The sequence below is a fragment of the Mycetohabitans sp. B3 genome, from assembly GCF_021498065.1.
GTDB lineage: Bacteria > Pseudomonadota > Gammaproteobacteria > Burkholderiales > Burkholderiaceae > Mycetohabitans.
On the sequence record NZ_JAHLKN010000032.1, the window covers coordinates 82,392 to 96,818 of the forward strand.

The 14,427-nt window shown below is 63.0% G+C and carries 12 protein-coding genes; 1 reads left to right on the forward strand and 11 read right to left on the reverse strand.

Features of this window, described 5'->3' with window-relative positions; genetic code table 11:
* Positions 1–4: 4 nt before the first annotated feature.
* The 5 genes from tpiA to KQH55_RS09740 form a co-directional block, all read right to left on the reverse strand.
* The gene (gene tpiA, locus KQH55_RS09720) at positions 5–796 is read right to left on the reverse strand and encodes a triose-phosphate isomerase (RefSeq protein WP_235090696.1); all 792 of its coding nucleotides are present in this window, start codon (positions 794–796) and stop codon (positions 5–7) included.
* Between the two features lie 105 nt (positions 797–901).
* Positions 902–1,906, reverse strand: a complete 1,005-nt coding sequence (locus KQH55_RS09725; protein WP_235090697.1) for an NAD(P)H-quinone oxidoreductase — start codon at positions 1,904–1,906, stop codon at positions 902–904.
* A gap of 155 nt (positions 1,907–2,061) precedes the next feature.
* A complete protein-coding gene (pnp, locus tag KQH55_RS09730; protein ID WP_235090698.1) occupies positions 2,062–4,245 on the reverse strand; it encodes a polyribonucleotide nucleotidyltransferase in 2,184 nt (727 codons plus the stop codon).
* A 275-nt stretch (positions 4,246–4,520) separates the two neighbouring features.
* A complete protein-coding gene (rpsO, locus tag KQH55_RS09735; protein WP_076786415.1) occupies positions 4,521–4,790 on the reverse strand; it encodes a 30S ribosomal protein S15 in 270 nt (89 codons plus the stop codon).
* A gap of 96 nt (positions 4,791–4,886) precedes the next feature.
* The gene (locus KQH55_RS09740; protein ID WP_235090717.1) at positions 4,887–6,182 is read right to left on the reverse strand and encodes a branched-chain amino acid ABC transporter substrate-binding protein; all 1,296 of its coding nucleotides are present in this window, start codon (positions 6,180–6,182) and stop codon (positions 4,887–4,889) included.
* 284 nt (positions 6,183–6,466) lie between these two features.
* Here KQH55_RS09740 and KQH55_RS09745 point away from each other — a divergent pair, with 284 nt between their 5' ends.
* Positions 6,467–7,009 (forward strand): hypothetical protein, encoded by a 543-nt coding sequence (locus KQH55_RS09745; RefSeq protein ID WP_235090699.1) that lies wholly within the window; start codon positions 6,467–6,469, stop codon positions 7,007–7,009.
* A gap of 260 nt (positions 7,010–7,269) precedes the next feature.
* Here KQH55_RS09745 and KQH55_RS09750 read toward each other — a convergent pair whose 3' ends face one another.
* The 6 genes from KQH55_RS09750 to KQH55_RS09775 all read right to left on the reverse strand — a co-directional run bounded on the left by KQH55_RS09750 (position 7,270) and on the right by KQH55_RS09775 (position 14,345).
* Positions 7,270–8,814 (reverse strand): 2-isopropylmalate synthase, encoded by a 1,545-nt coding sequence (locus KQH55_RS09750; protein WP_235090700.1) that lies wholly within the window; start codon positions 8,812–8,814, stop codon positions 7,270–7,272.
* 263 nt (positions 8,815–9,077) lie between these two features.
* Positions 9,078–10,070, reverse strand: a complete 993-nt coding sequence (gene pssA / locus KQH55_RS09755; RefSeq protein WP_076795852.1) for a CDP-diacylglycerol--serine O-phosphatidyltransferase — start codon at positions 10,068–10,070, stop codon at positions 9,078–9,080.
* A 19-nt stretch (positions 10,071–10,089) separates the two neighbouring features.
* Positions 10,090–10,728, reverse strand: a complete 639-nt coding sequence (locus KQH55_RS09760; protein WP_076795854.1) for a phosphatidylserine decarboxylase — start codon at positions 10,726–10,728, stop codon at positions 10,090–10,092.
* Positions 10,729–10,881: 153 nt separating this feature from the next.
* Positions 10,882–11,898, reverse strand: a complete 1,017-nt coding sequence (gene ilvC / locus KQH55_RS09765) for a ketol-acid reductoisomerase (RefSeq protein ID WP_076786403.1) — start codon at positions 11,896–11,898, stop codon at positions 10,882–10,884.
* A gap of 82 nt (positions 11,899–11,980) precedes the next feature.
* The gene (gene ilvN, locus KQH55_RS09770) at positions 11,981–12,472 is read right to left on the reverse strand and encodes an acetolactate synthase small subunit (RefSeq protein ID WP_076786401.1); all 492 of its coding nucleotides are present in this window, start codon (positions 12,470–12,472) and stop codon (positions 11,981–11,983) included.
* A gap of 103 nt (positions 12,473–12,575) precedes the next feature.
* Positions 12,576–14,345: an acetolactate synthase 3 catalytic subunit gene (locus KQH55_RS09775; protein WP_076795857.1), complete on the reverse strand. Its 1,770-nt coding sequence runs from the start codon at positions 14,343–14,345 to the stop codon at positions 12,576–12,578.
* Between the last annotated feature and the right edge of the window lie 82 nt (positions 14,346–14,427).

Consider the following 14,427-nt stretch of genomic DNA (forward strand, 5'->3'; position numbering starts at 1 on the left):
TGCATCACCTAGAATGAGCCGGATCCCCGGCAAGTGCCGCGGCTGCCGCCGCGCCGATCGCAAGGAAATCGGTCGCCGACAACGATGCGCCACCAATCAGGCCGCCGTCGATATCCGCCTGCGAAAACAATTCCTGTGCATTGCCCGGCTTCACGCTGCCGCCATACAGCAGCGGTACCTGCCCTCCCCCTTTGGCCATGAGCTGCGCCCGCAACGCGGCATGGACCTGCTGCGCCTGCTGCGCCGTCGCGCTCTGACCGGTACCAATGGCCCAAACCGGCTCGTATGCCACAACCAGTCGCGCCACGTCGGCCTCGTCCAGCACGTCGAGTACCGCTGCAAGCTGCGCACGCACCACGCTGTCGGTCTGCCCGGCCTGCCGCTCATCCAGCGTTTCGCCGACGCAAACGATCGGCGTGATACCGGCCTCGAGTGCGCGCTGCGTCTTAGCCGCTACCCACTCCGACGATTCCGCATGCAACGCGCGGCGCTCCGAGTGACCGACGATCGACAATGTCGCGCCAAACTCGGCGACCATCGGAGCGGCGACCTCACCCGTATACGCGCCCTGCGTGTGCGCGGACACATCCTGCGCGCCATACGCGATTGGCGTGCCGGCAAGACGCGCCTGGACCTGCGCGAGATACGGATGCGGCACACACACGCCGAGCCGCACCTGCGGCCCGAGTGTCGCCGCGCGCTGCACGAGCGCGTGCAGCAGCGCATCGTTGTCGGCGACGCGGCCGTGCATCTTCCAGTTTCCGACTACCAGCTTCGATCGTTGTTGCTTCGACATGGGTCTCGTGGATCTGTGACGCGCAGGCGTCAGTCAATAAGCAAAAGCCGTGCACAAACGTGCAATTCTACTGTGCAGCACGAGTCGCGGTCAAACCGGCATGGCTCACCAGGTCAGCACGATTTTCCCGATGTGCTCCCCCCTCTCCATCATCGCGTGCGCCGCGGCCGCCTGCTCGGCCGGAAACACCTGGTAGATCACCGGCTTGATCGCGCCCTGCTCGATTAGCGGCCACACCCGCTCGTGCAATTGTGCGGCGATGGCGGCTTTGAACGCCACCGGCCGCGGCCGCAGCATCGAGCCGGTTAACGTCAAGCGCCGGCGCAATACCTCGCCCAAGTTGATCTGCGCGTTGGCACCACCGAGCAATGCGATCAGCACGATGCGGCCACCTTCGGCCAACGCACTCAATTCGCGGCCTACATAGGAGCCGCCCACCATATCCAAGATCACGTCGACACCGCGGTCATGGGTCAGCGACTTGACGACGGCGACAAAGTCCTCGGTCTTGTAGTTGATCGCGCGCTCGGCGCCCAGTGCTTCGCACGCGGCGCACTTCTGTGCGTTGCCAGCCGTGGCGAACACCCGATGACCCAGCGCATGCGCGAGCTGGATCGCGGTCACGCCGATACCACTGGAGCCGCCCTGTACCAGCAGCGTCTCGTCGGTACCGCGCTCGCCTGCACCCAGCCGAGCGCGATCGAACACATTGCTCCAGACGGTAAAAAACGTCTCGGGCAACGACGCGGCCTGCACGTCCGATAAGCCCGCTGGCACGGGCAGGCACTGCGCGAGCGGTGCGCTTGCATACTCGGCGTATCCACCGCCTTGCACCAGCGCGCACACGCGTTGCCCGCGCGTCAGGCCAAACGGATTATTCGCACCGCCGAGCTCGCCATCGACGATTTCGCCAGCGATTTCCAGGCCGGGAATGTCCGACGCGCCCGGCGGCACAGGATAATTGCCGGTGCGCTGGAAAACGTCCGGGCGGTTCACTCCGGCTGCCGCAACCTTGATCAGCACTTCGCCGGGCTTGAGTTCCGGCATCGGGCGCTCACCAGGTTTCAATACGTCGGGGGCGCCGTATTCGGTAATCTCGATCGCTTTCATGCGGAACTTTGCGTGGTCGTCAGGTTGACGACGATGATAAAGAAAAACGGCCGGCAGTGCGCGAAGCACTCCGGCCGTGCGAATCGGATGCGGCGCGGCGGCGCCACCACGCGCGATCTTGTCAGACCCGCGTGGTGACCGCCGCCCTGGGCGCGTTATTCCTGCTCCGCCGGCGGCGTCGCAGGCGGCATCACTGGCGTTGCAGGCGGTGTTATGGGCGGCGTGGCCGGCACCTCGTTGAGCAGCGCCTTCGCAGACAACCGTACTCGACCCTTCTCGTCGGTCTGGATCACCTTGACCTTCACCTGCTGGCCTTCCTTCAGGTAGTCGTTGATGTCCTTGATCCGCTCGTTTGCGATCTCAGAAATATGCAACAGGCCATCGCGCCCCGGCAAGATGTTCACGATCGCGCCGAAATCCAGCAGCTTCAGTATCGCGCCCTCATAGATCTGGCCGACCTCCACTTCCGCCGTGATGTTCTCGATGCGCTTCTTCGCCTCGGCCATGCCCTCGGAGCTTGTGCTCGCGATGGTCACGATACCGTCGTCGGAGATGTCGATCGTCGTGCTGGTTTCCTCCGTCAGCGCCCGGATCACCGAGCCCCCCTTGCCGATCACATCGCGAATCTTTTCCGGATTGATCTTCATCGTGATCATCCGCGGCGCGAACTGCGACAGCTGCGTGTTCGTCGACGGCACGGCCGAGGTCATCTTATCCAGGATGTGCAAGCGGCCTTCCTTCGCTTGCGCGAGGGCAACCTGCATGATTTCCTTCGTGATGCCCTGGATTTTGATATCCATCTGCAGTGCGGTCACGCCCTGCGCGGTACCCGCCACCTTGAAGTCCATGTCGCCCAGGTGGTCCTCGTCGCCTAGGATGTCGGTCAGCACCGCGAACTTGTTGCCTTCCAGGATCAGCCCCATCGCGATGCCCGCCACGTGCGCCTTCATCGGCACACCCGCGTCCATCAGCGCCAGACAGCCGCCGCACACGGACGCCATTGACGATGAGCCGTTCGACTCGGTAATCTCAGATACCACACGAATCGTGTAGCCGAACTCATCATCGCCCGGCAGGCACGCGACGAGCGAGCGCTTGGCGAGCCGGCCGTGACCGATCTCGCGGCGCTTCGGCGAGCCGACACGACCCGTTTCGCCGGTCGCGAACGGCGGCATGTTGTAGTGCAGCATGAAACGCTCGCGATATTCGCCTTCGATCGCGTCAATGATCTGCTCGTCGCCCTTCGTGCCAAGCGTGGCCACCACCAGCGCCTGCGTCTCGCCCCGGGTGAACAGCGCCGAGCCGTGCGCGCGCGGCAACACGCCGGTTCGGATTTCGATCGGACGCACGGTGCGCGTGTCGCGCCCGTCGATACGCGGCTCGCCGTTCAGGATCTGACTGCGCACGATCTTCGCCTCGAGATCGAACAGGATATTGCCAACCGTCGCGGCATCGACGATGGCCGTCCCGGCTGCCACGGCTTGTTCGGCCAGCTTGGCCGTGACCGCCGCATACACCTCCTTCAGCTTGGCCGAGCGCTGCTGTTTCTGCCGGATCTGGTATGCCGCCTGCAACTCGGCGAGCGCCAACTCTGTCACGCGCGCAATCAACGCTTCGTCCTTCGGCGCCGGCTGCCAATCCCATTCAGGCTTGCCGCCTTCCTTAACGAGGTCGTGGATCGCGTCGATCGCCACCTGCATCTGCTCATGACCGAACACGACCGCGCCAAGCATCACCTCCTCCGGCAACTGGTCTGCTTCGGACTCGACCATCAGCACCGCGCGCTCGGTACCGGCGACCACCAGGTCCAACTTCGATGCCTTGGACTGCGAGCGGGTCGGATTGAGCACGAATTGATTGTCGATATAGGCGACGCGCGCTGCGCCGATCGGCCCATTGAACGGAATACCGGAGATCGCCAACGCTGCCGATGCACCGATCATCGACGGGATGTCCGCCGGAATGTCCGGGTTGATTGACAGCACATGGATCACGACCTGCACTTCGTTGTAGAAGCCTTCCGGAAACAGCGGACGCAGTGGGCGGTCGATCAGCCGCGAGATCAATGTCTCGCCCTCGGAAGGACGGCCTTCGCGACGGAAGAAGCCGCCCGGGATCTTGCCGGCCGCATACGTCTTCTCGATGTAGTCGACGGTCAGCGGGAAAAAGTCCTGGCCCGGCTTAGCCGCCTTGGCCGCCACCACCGTTGCCAGCACGACGGTGTCCTCGACATCGACAATCACCGCACCGCTTGCCTGACGAGCGATCTCGCCCGTTTCGAGCCGCACGTTGTGCTGACCCCATTTAAATTCTTTGACGATTTTATTGAACATTTTCACTCCTTCGAGACGCCGCGCCTATGCGCGGCCGGTCCATCGACCGTTCCTCAACCGTTGCCAGCCGCTCGAAACAGGGAAGTGTTATGCCATTCCAGCGCGACAGCAGTACCGCTGCCGCGCTGGAATGACACAAAACCCCGCCTCGTTTGCCGGACGGTCGCACGCGCACGTGCGGAACGCATCACACCGGAAACGCTAAAAATAAAATGCCTGCATCAGCATGCTGACGCAGGCATCTTTTGCATGTAGCAGGCAGAAGTCTGCCATCGAGCCGCTTACTTGCGCAGACCCAGCTTCTGGATCAACGCACGATAGCGGTCAGCATCCTTGGCCTTCAGGTAGTCGAGCAGCTTGCGGCGGCGGCTCACCATGCGCAGCAGACCACGACGGCTGTGGTGATCCTTCATGTGAGCCTTGAAGTGCACCGTCAACTCGTTGATACGGCTCGTGAGCAACGCGACCTGCACTTCCGGGGAACCGGTGTCATTCGTACCGCGCGCGAATTGCGCGACGACTTCCGATTTGTTGATATTCGCTACAGACATGATTTCCTTTATTGATCAACAGGCGGTCACGGAAGAAAGGCCGTGCCGTGGGTTTACAACTAAATTTAATTGTAGCATAGCCGAGGCAAGCTAGGATCAGCGCACACGGCGCATCCGGCACGTGCTGGCCGGGATCGTCTGCTCAGGCGTGAGCGTCAGCAGCGTGCGAAAACCATAGCCGGAACCTTCATTGTCAAAGCGCACGTGTGCGGTACCCGCCTTCTCCATCTGCATGACGTAAAGGGGCTGGATTAGCTGGTGATCGTTGGCACGCATCCACGACGGATGGAAGCCACTGCCGTAGTCGGCGCGCGCGCCTTCCAGCGCGGTTGCCACCGCCAGTGCGTCGTCCGAACCGGCGTGCGTGAGCGCGCGAGCCAGCATGTCGATCATCACGCTGATTCTCAGCAACGGATAATCGTCCAACGGCGCCGGATACCGCGCCCGGAATGCCGTGTAGAACGCGTCGGACGCCGCCCCGCCCACATTCGGATGCCAGTCCGCCACCGCGATCACACGGCCCACGCCGGCATCGCCGAGCGCCGCCGGCGCGCCGAGGCTGTTGCCGTAGAAGGTGTAGAACCGCAGCTTCAGGTTCTGCTCGCGCGCCGCGCGCACCAGCAGCGTCAGATCGTTGCCCCAATTGCCGGTCAGCACCGCGTCAGCGCCGCTCGCCCGGATCTTTGCCAGATACGGCGCAAAGTCCTTGACCCGACCCACCGGCACAAACTCGTCACCCACGATCGCCACGTCGGGCCGCTGCGCAGCAAGCGACGAACGGGCCAGTGAACTCACCTGGCGGCCAAAGCTGTAATCTTGGTTAAGTAAATAAACCTTCTTGAGCGACGAGTCGCGGCGCATCACCTCGGTCAACGCGTTGATCCGCATGCCCGCGTGCGCGTCAAAGCGGAAATGCCAGAAGCTGCAGTCGTCCTCGGTCAGCGCCGGATCATCGGCCGAGTAGTTCAGCAACAGCATGCGACGGTTGGGTTCGCGCACATTGTGCTTGTTGATCGCGGCGATCAGCGCCGCGGCCACCGCGGAGCTATTGCCTTGCAGCACGAAAGCAATCCGCGCGTCGGCGGCGGCGCGCAACTGCACCAGCGCTTCATCCGTGGCCCCTCGGCTGTCCAGCACAACCAACTGCAGCGGATGCGCGCCGTCTCGCAGCATCACCCCGCCGCGGGCGTTGACCCGCTCGATCGCAAAGCGCAGGTTGCGCTCGACTGCCGCGCCCGCATTCGCAAATGCACCGGACATCCCTTCGATCAGCGCGAGCCGCACCGGCGCGCCGGCGGGCAGCGCGCGCTGCGCCGAACCCGGACTGGGCACAGCCGTCGCGGCCGCGGCGCTTGCCTGCGCGTGCGCCGCGCAGGCAAGCGCCATCGACATCGGCAACACTGCGGCCACGCCGCGCAAGCGCCGCCATCCAGCACACACGGACTGCGCGATGCGCCTATGCGCACGGCGCGCCACAGCCAGAGGCCCACCCACCGGCAAGTCTCCTACACGTCCATTCATTCGATCCTGTCCGCATTGCTCGCTGCCCATCCAGTCCTCGCCGTTCACATCAAAGCGCGGATCATAGGCTAGCGTGCCCTCGCGCGGCAAGACCGGTGCGATCTTTTGCGTCAATGCATGGCAAAATTGCTGCAATGGAAGAAGGAGTTCGGACCATGTCATTATCGGATTCGCCTGCGTGGTCGGCCTGGGCCGCGCCCGCTCGAGCACGAGCCGCCGCCGGTCTTGCCCTGCTGGCGCTGTGCGGTTGCGTACAGCCCTGGCAACGCTTCAAGCCCGGTGACGATGCGTCGATGCTGATCGCGCGGCTCGGCGCACCCCGTGAAGTGTATGATCTGCCCAATGGGGGCAAGCGGTTGATGTGGCCAACCCAGCCGATGGGCGAAACGACAACGGCGGCCGATGTCGACGGCACGGGCAAGGTCGTTGACGTGCGACAGGTGTTGCAAAACAGCGAATTCTATCAAGCACAGGTCGGCAAATGGACGAAGAACGATGTGCTGATCCGCTTCGGCAAGCCGGAGGAAACCGCCTATTTCCCAAGGATGAAGCGGGAAGTGTGGAGTTATCGCTACATGGATGACGGCGTCTGGTACCAGTTGTACCACTTCTATTTTGACGACGCCGGTGTGTTGCGGCTCACGCAGAAGACGCCTGACCCGCTGCACGATCCAGAGCGCCGGCGCTTCCTATTTTAGCGGCGCCGCGCCAAAGCGGACGGCGACCACGCCGGTGTCGGCGGCAGGGCAGCGCCGTCACGACCAAGCGTGGGCGAACCGACGAGCAGCGCCGCGTGACACGGATGGCGGCGCGCGCCGTACGGCACGGCACGGCACGGCACGGCACGGCACGGCACGGCACGGCACGGCACAGCATGGCATGGCATGGCATGGCATGGCACGGATGGTGACATGCAACGTGCGGCACGAATGGCAGCGTGCGACGTGCGGCCGCACCGCTACGAGCGCTGTGGATTGAGCTTTTCGGCGCTCGGATCAAGCTTGTTCAACGCCGCGATATAAGCCTTTGCCGACGCGGCGACGATGTCCAGGTCGGTGCCGACGCCATTGACGATACGCCCCGCCTTCGACAGCCGCACGGTCACCTCGCCTTGCGCCTGCGTGCCAGCCGTGATCGCGTTGACCGAATACAGTATCAATTCCGCACCACTATTGACCCGTGACTCGATCGCATGCAACGTCGCATCGACCGGGCCGTTGCCGTGCGCCTGGCCGGTCATCTCGCTACCGTCGACGGTGAACACCACCTTCGCGTGCGGCCGCTCGCCCGTTTCCGAATGCTGCGACAACGACACAAACCGATAAGTTTCGTGATCGTGCGCGGCATTGGCCTCCTGGCTGATGATCGACAAGATATCCTCGTCGAAGATCTCCGCCTTGCGATCGGCCAGTTCCTTGAAACGCGCGAATGCGGCGTTCAGTTCCGCCTCGCTGTCTAGCGCCACCCCCAATTCCTGCAGCCGCTGCTTGAACGCGCTGCGGCCCGACAGTTTGCCGAGCACAATCTTGTTCGCGCTCCAGCCCACGTCTTCCGCACGCATGATCTCGTACGTGTCCCGCGCTTTGAGCACCCCGTCCTGATGAATTCCCGACGCGTGCGCAAACGCATTGGCCCCCACCACCGCCTTGTTCGGCTGCACCACAAAGCCCGTCGTCTGCGACACCAGCTTCGAGACCGGCACGATCTGCGTCGTGTCGAGGCCCACCTCTAGCCTGAAGTAGTCACGGCGCGTCTTCACCGCCATCACCACTTCCTCCAGCGACGTATTCCCGGCCCGCTCGCCAAGCCCGTTCACCGTGCACTCAATCTGCCGCGCGCCGCCCAGCTTCACCGCCGCCAGCGAGTTAGCCACCGCCATACCCAAATCATTGTGGCAGTGCACTGAGAATACCGCCTTGTCGGAGTTCGGCACCCGTTCGCGGATCTGCCGGATCAGCGCCGCATAGCCGTCCGGCACCGCATAGCCGACGGTATCCGGAATGTTGATCGTGGTGGCGCCCTCCGCGATCACCGCCTCCAGCACCCGGCACAGGAAATCCATGTCCGAGCGGCTACCGTCCTCTGGCGAAAACTCAATGTCGTCCGTGAACTGCCGAGCAAAACGCACTGCCAGCCGCGCCTGCTCGTACACCTGCTCCGGCGTCATGCGCAGCTTCTTCTCCATATGCAGCGCCGAGGTCGCGATGAATGTATGGATCCTGAACCGCCCCGCCGGCTTAAGCGCCTCGGCCGCACGCGCAATATCCTTGTCATTGGCGCGCGCCAGCGAGCAGATCACGCTGTCCTTGACCTGCGAGGCGATCGCCTGGATCGCGTCAAAATCTCCGTCCGAACTGGCCGCGAAGCCCGCCTCGATCACATCCACCTTCATGCGCTCGAGCTGTCGTGCGATGCGGATCTTCTCCTCCTTCGTCATCGACGCGCCCGGCGATTGCTCGCCATCACGCAACGTCGTGTCGAATATGATCAACTTGTCTGCCATGTCAGTCTCCGGACTCGAATCAGTGGGGTAAGCGGCAACCTCCTCTATCGGCACACCGCAGGTGACGCCGGTGCGAACAGGCGAGACGAAGCGGAGGCAGAATCGATTCAGCGCGATAGACACGCCGACGTCGGCGCGCGAGATAACGCGCCGACCGGTAGAGATAGTAGAAGCCGTGCAGCCATATTGATTCGGACGACTATAGCGTCAATTAGGTCAACGTGCAACGCAACCTAACCGTGCCATTGGCCAATAGTCGATGACTATGGCCGCTTGTCCGCGCGGCGCTCGTTGTCCAACGCCTTGTTTGCGATGTGCTCCTGGGTAGCAGATCTTTCCACCGCGCGTACCCTGTCCGACGCCTTATCCGTGATGGGCTCGTGGGCGGCCGGCTTGACAGCACCCAACGCGACCGGATTGGGCTTGCGCGATATCGCGCGCCACATCCACAGCACATAGCCGGACAAACCATACAATACAAACAGGCCGAACAGCATCAGCGGCGGATCAGACGACACAAGTACGAAGGCGACTACGACCAGCAGGATCGCCGCAAACGGCACCCGATGCCGGACGTCGAGCGCCTTGCCGCTGTAGAACGGCGCATTGGAGACCATGGTAACGCCCGCATAGATCGTCAGGCCAAATGCGACCCACGGCAGCCAGCCGAGCTTGAGCGGCACCCGATTATCGGTCGCCAGCCATACGAAGCCGGCCACCAGCGCGGCAGCGGCCGGACTCGGCAGGCCCTGAAAATAGCGCTTGTCGACCACGCCGATGTTCGTATTGAAGCGTGCCAGGCGCAGCGCGGCGCCAGCGCAATAGACGAACGCGGCAAGCCACCCCCAGCGACCTAGATCCTTGAGCACCCACTCGTACATCACCAGCGCTGGCGCAACACCAAACGACACCATGTCCGACAGGCTGTCGAACTGCTCGCCGAACGCACTTTGTGTATGCGTCATGCGTGCCACGCGGCCGTCCATGCCATCCAGCACCATCGCGACGAAGATGGCGATCGCGGCGATCTCAAAACGCACGTTCATCGCCTGTACCACGGCGAAGAAACCGCAGAACAATGCAGCGGTTGTGAACGCATTGGGCAGCAGGTAGACGCTGCGTTTGCGTAGCAATTGTTGGCGCGCGGCCCGCAGGCTGCGCCGCGCGATCTGCTCTTGCACCGTGCGGTTGCGCCGGAACGGTCGCGCCAGGCGCGGCCCGCCCGCACGCGGGCGTCGCGGTTTGAAATCAGCCATCAAGCCCTCCTTGCGCCGCTCAAAGCTCGGCCAGGATCGTCGCCGACGCCTGTACCTTCTCGCCGATCGACACCCGCGGCTTGCTGCCCAACGGCAGATAGACGTCCACGCGCGAGCCAAAGCGGATGAAGCCATAGCGCTGGCCGCGGAAGAGCGGCTCGCCGGTGCGCACGTAGCACAGGATGCGCCGAGCGATCAATCCGGCCACCTGCACCGAGGTGACAATGTGATTGTCCGCGGTCTGCAGCACGATCGCGTTGCGCTCGTTCTCCAGCGACGCCTTGTCGATTGCTGCATTCAGGTAGGCGCCGGGGAAATATTCGACCTGGGTCACCGCACCGTCAACCGGCGAGCGTTGTGAATGAACGTTGAACACGTTCATGAACACGCTGATCTTCAGCGCGTCGCGGTTCACGTACGGATCGTGCGCAGTCTCGACCGCGACGATCCGTCCGTCAGCCGGGCACAACACGGCATTCGGCTGCTGCGGCACCGGCCGCTGCGGATCGCGAAAGAACTGCACGACAAATAGTGTCAGCAGCCAGAAAGGCCACGCCCAGCCGAAGCCCACGAATGCATGGATCAGCAGCGTCACGACGAACGCGGCAGCGATGAAAGGCCAACCTTCGCGGGCAATGATCGGATGAGGATAAGTCATATAGGCAACGCCAGTTCCAAGAAAATAGAAGGATAGCAAACCCCGGCCGCCTGTCACGCCCGCGGCCTGTGGGCGAATAAAGAAAAGCCGCCCGGGCATGACGCCCCAGGCGGCTCGAACGCGCGATGGCGCGTGCGTGGTGCGAGCGCGTGATCAGTTCTTCGACTGATCGACCAGCTTGTTTTTCGCGATCCACGGCATCATCGCACGCAGCTTCGCGCCAACCGTCTCGATCTGGTGTTCGGCCGTCAGGCGCCGCCGCGATTGCAGCGTCGGCGCGCCGGCGCGGTTCTCAAGGATGAAGCTTTTCGCGTACTCGCCGGTCTGGATGTCACGCAACACATGCTTCATCACCTGCTTCGTCTCGTCGGTGATCACGCGCGGGCCGGTCACGTACTCCCCGTACTCGGCGTTGTTCGAGATCGAGTAGTTCATGTTCGCAATGCCGCCTTCATAGATCAGGTCGACGATCAGCTTCAACTCATGCAGGCATTCGAAGTACGCCATCTCAGGCGCGTAGCCTGCCTCAACCAGCGTCTCGAAGCCGGCCTTGATCAGCTCGACCGTGCCGCCGCACAGCACGGCCTGCTCGCCGAACAAATCGGTCTCGGTTTCCTCGCGGAAGTTCGTCTCGATGATGCCCGCACGGCCACCGCCGTTGGCTACCGCATACGACAGTGCGATGTCACGCGCCGCGCCCGACTTGTCCTGTGCGACCGCGACCAAGTGCGGCACCCCGCCACCCTGTGTGTAGGTGCCGCGCACCGTATGGCCCGGCGCCTTGGGTGCGATCATGATCACGTCCAGGTCGGCACGCGGTACCACTTGGCCATAGTGCACATTGAAGCCATGCGCGAACGCGAGCGCCGCGCCTTGCTTGATATGCTCATGCACGTCGCGCTTGTAGACGTCGGCGATCTGCTCGTCCGGCAGCAGGATCATCACAATGTCGGCACCCTTCACCGCTTCGGCTACTTCCTTCACGCTCAGGCCGGCGGTCTCGGCCTTCGCCCACGACGCGCCGCCGCGACGCAGTCCCACCGTCACGTTCACACCGCTGTCGCGCAAGTTCAGCGCGTGCGCGTGGCCTTGCGAGCCGTAGCCGATGATCGTGACTTGCTTGTCCTTGATCAGCGAGAGATCGGCGTCCTTATCGTAATAAACTTTCATGTGATTTCCTTCGTGTAGTGTCACTTCGATTCAGTGTTCATTGCCCCCGATGCCGCGCTGCCCGCCGCGGCACCAGAACAGGTCAAACCTTCAAGATCCGCTCGCCGCGACCGATGCCCGAGCCGCCAGTGCGCACCGTCTCCAGGATCGCCGTGGCGTCGATCCCGTCGATGAATGCGTCGAGCTTGCCGCTGGCCCCGGTCAACTCGATCGTGTAGGTCTTCTCGGTGACGTCGATGATGCGGCCGCGGAAAATATCCGACATCCTCTTCATCTCCTCCCTTTCCTTGCCGACCGCCCGCACCTTGATCAACATCAGTTCGCGCTCGATGTGGGCGCCCTCGGTCAGGTCGACCACCTTCACCACCTCGATCAGGCGGTTCAAATGCTTCGTGATCTGTTCAACCACGTCGTTCGAGCCAATCGTCACGATCGTCATGCGCGACAGCGAGCGGTCCTCGGTCGGCGCGACGGTCAGGGTCTCAATGTTGTAGCCACGCGCCGAGAACAGGCCGACCACGCGCGATAACGCACCGGGTTCATTCTCCAGCAGCACGGAAATAATGTGTCGCATCTTGTTTCTCTTTCCCGTTTCGATGTTCTTGCGCCCGGCGCTACCCGCGGCACGCCGCGTGTCGCGGGCAGCGCCGCCTTCGCGCGCGCCGACGCGCGCTTCGTCAGAGGTCCTCTGCGCCGAGCAGCATCTCAGTGATGCCCTTACCGGCCTGAACCATCGGCCAGACGTTCTCGGTCGGGTCGGTCTGGAAATCGAGAAACACGGTACGATCCTTGAGCCGCAACGCCTCCTTCAACGCCGGCTCGACGTCTGCCCTGCGCTCGATACGCAGGCCAACATGGCCATACGCTTGAGCAAGCTTTACGAAGTCCGGCAGCGCGTCCATGTATGAATGCGAATAGCGCTTGTTGTACTCGAGTTGTTGCCACTGACGGACCATGCCCAGGTAGCGGTTGTTCAACGACACGATCTTGACCGGCGTCTCATACTGCTTGCATGTGGACAGCTCTTGGATGCACATCTGGATCGAGCCCTCACCGGTGATGCACACTACGTCGGCGTCCGGATGCGCCATCTTCACGCCCATCGCAGCCGGCAGACCGAAGCCCATCGTCCCGAGCCCCCCGGAATTGATCCAGCGGCGCGGTTTGTCGAAGCGGTAGAATTGCGCAGCCCACATTTGATGTTGACCGACGTCCGAGCACACGAACGCGTTGCCGCCGGTCAGCTCGTGGAGCGTCTCGATGACGTACTGCGGCTTGATGATCTCGCTGTCGCGGTCGTACTTCAAACAATCGCGGGCACGCCACTGCTCGATCTGCTGCCACCACGCGTCCAATGCGGCACCGTCCGGGCCGTGCGGCGCGGTCTGCAACTGCTCGATCAATTCCTTGAGCACTTCCTTCACGTCGCCCACAATCGGGATGTCGACCTTCACTCGCTTGGAAATCGATGAGGGGTCGATGTCGATATGAATGATCTTGCGCGGCGTACTCGCGAAATGCGTGGGGTCGCCGATGACACGGTCGTCGAAGCGGGCACCGATCGCAATCAGCACGTCGCAGTGCTGCATCGCCATGTTGGCCTCGTACGTGCCATGCATGCCGAGCATGCCGAGGAACTTGCGATCCGTCGCGCGATAGCCACCCAGGCCCATCAGCGTGTTGGTGACCGGGTAGCCGAGCAGGTCCGCGAACTGGTTCAACTCGCGCGAAGCCTCGGCCAAGATGATCCCCCCGCCGGTATAGATGTACGGGCGCTTTGCAGACAGCAGCAGTGCGACCGCCTTGCGGATCTGGCCTGAATGACCCTTCGTGACCGGGTTGTACGAGCGCAGCGCAATATGCTTGATCGGCTCGTAGTGGCACGGCGCCTTCGACACATCCTTCGGGATGTCGATCAGCACCGGCCCGGGGCGGCCGCTCTGGGCAATGTGGAACGCCTTCTTCACTGTCGCGGCGAGTTCGTGCACGTCCTTCACGAGGAAGTTGTGCTTCACGCACGGCCGCGTAATCCCGACCGTGTCACATTCCTGGAACGCGTCCTGGCCAATCGCCGCCGTCGGCACCTGGCCGCTGATGACCACCAGCGGAATCGAGTCCATGTATGCGGTGGCGATGCCGGTCACCGCGTTCGTCACACCGGGCCCGGAGGTTACCAGGCACACGCCGACGTTGCCGGTGGAGCGCGCGTAGGCGTCCGCGGCGTGCACCGCGGCTTGCTCATGGCGCACCAGCACGTGCTGGATCTTGTCCTGCTTGTACAGTTCGTCGTAGATGTAGAGTACCGAGCCGCCCGGATATCCCCAAATGAATTCGACGTTTTCGTCAGCGAGCGCGCGCATCAGCACGGTCGCGCCGATCGAGCCGGTTTTGGTTTCAGCAGGGGAGGAGAGATCCGACGTGGAGCATTCCGCGCTTGGCATATTCATCGTTCACCTTTCGAATTTTCGGCAAAAAATTGATCGGGGGCTCTCCACCGGGCTTGTGGCTCGGGTTCAAGCGGCGCGTCTT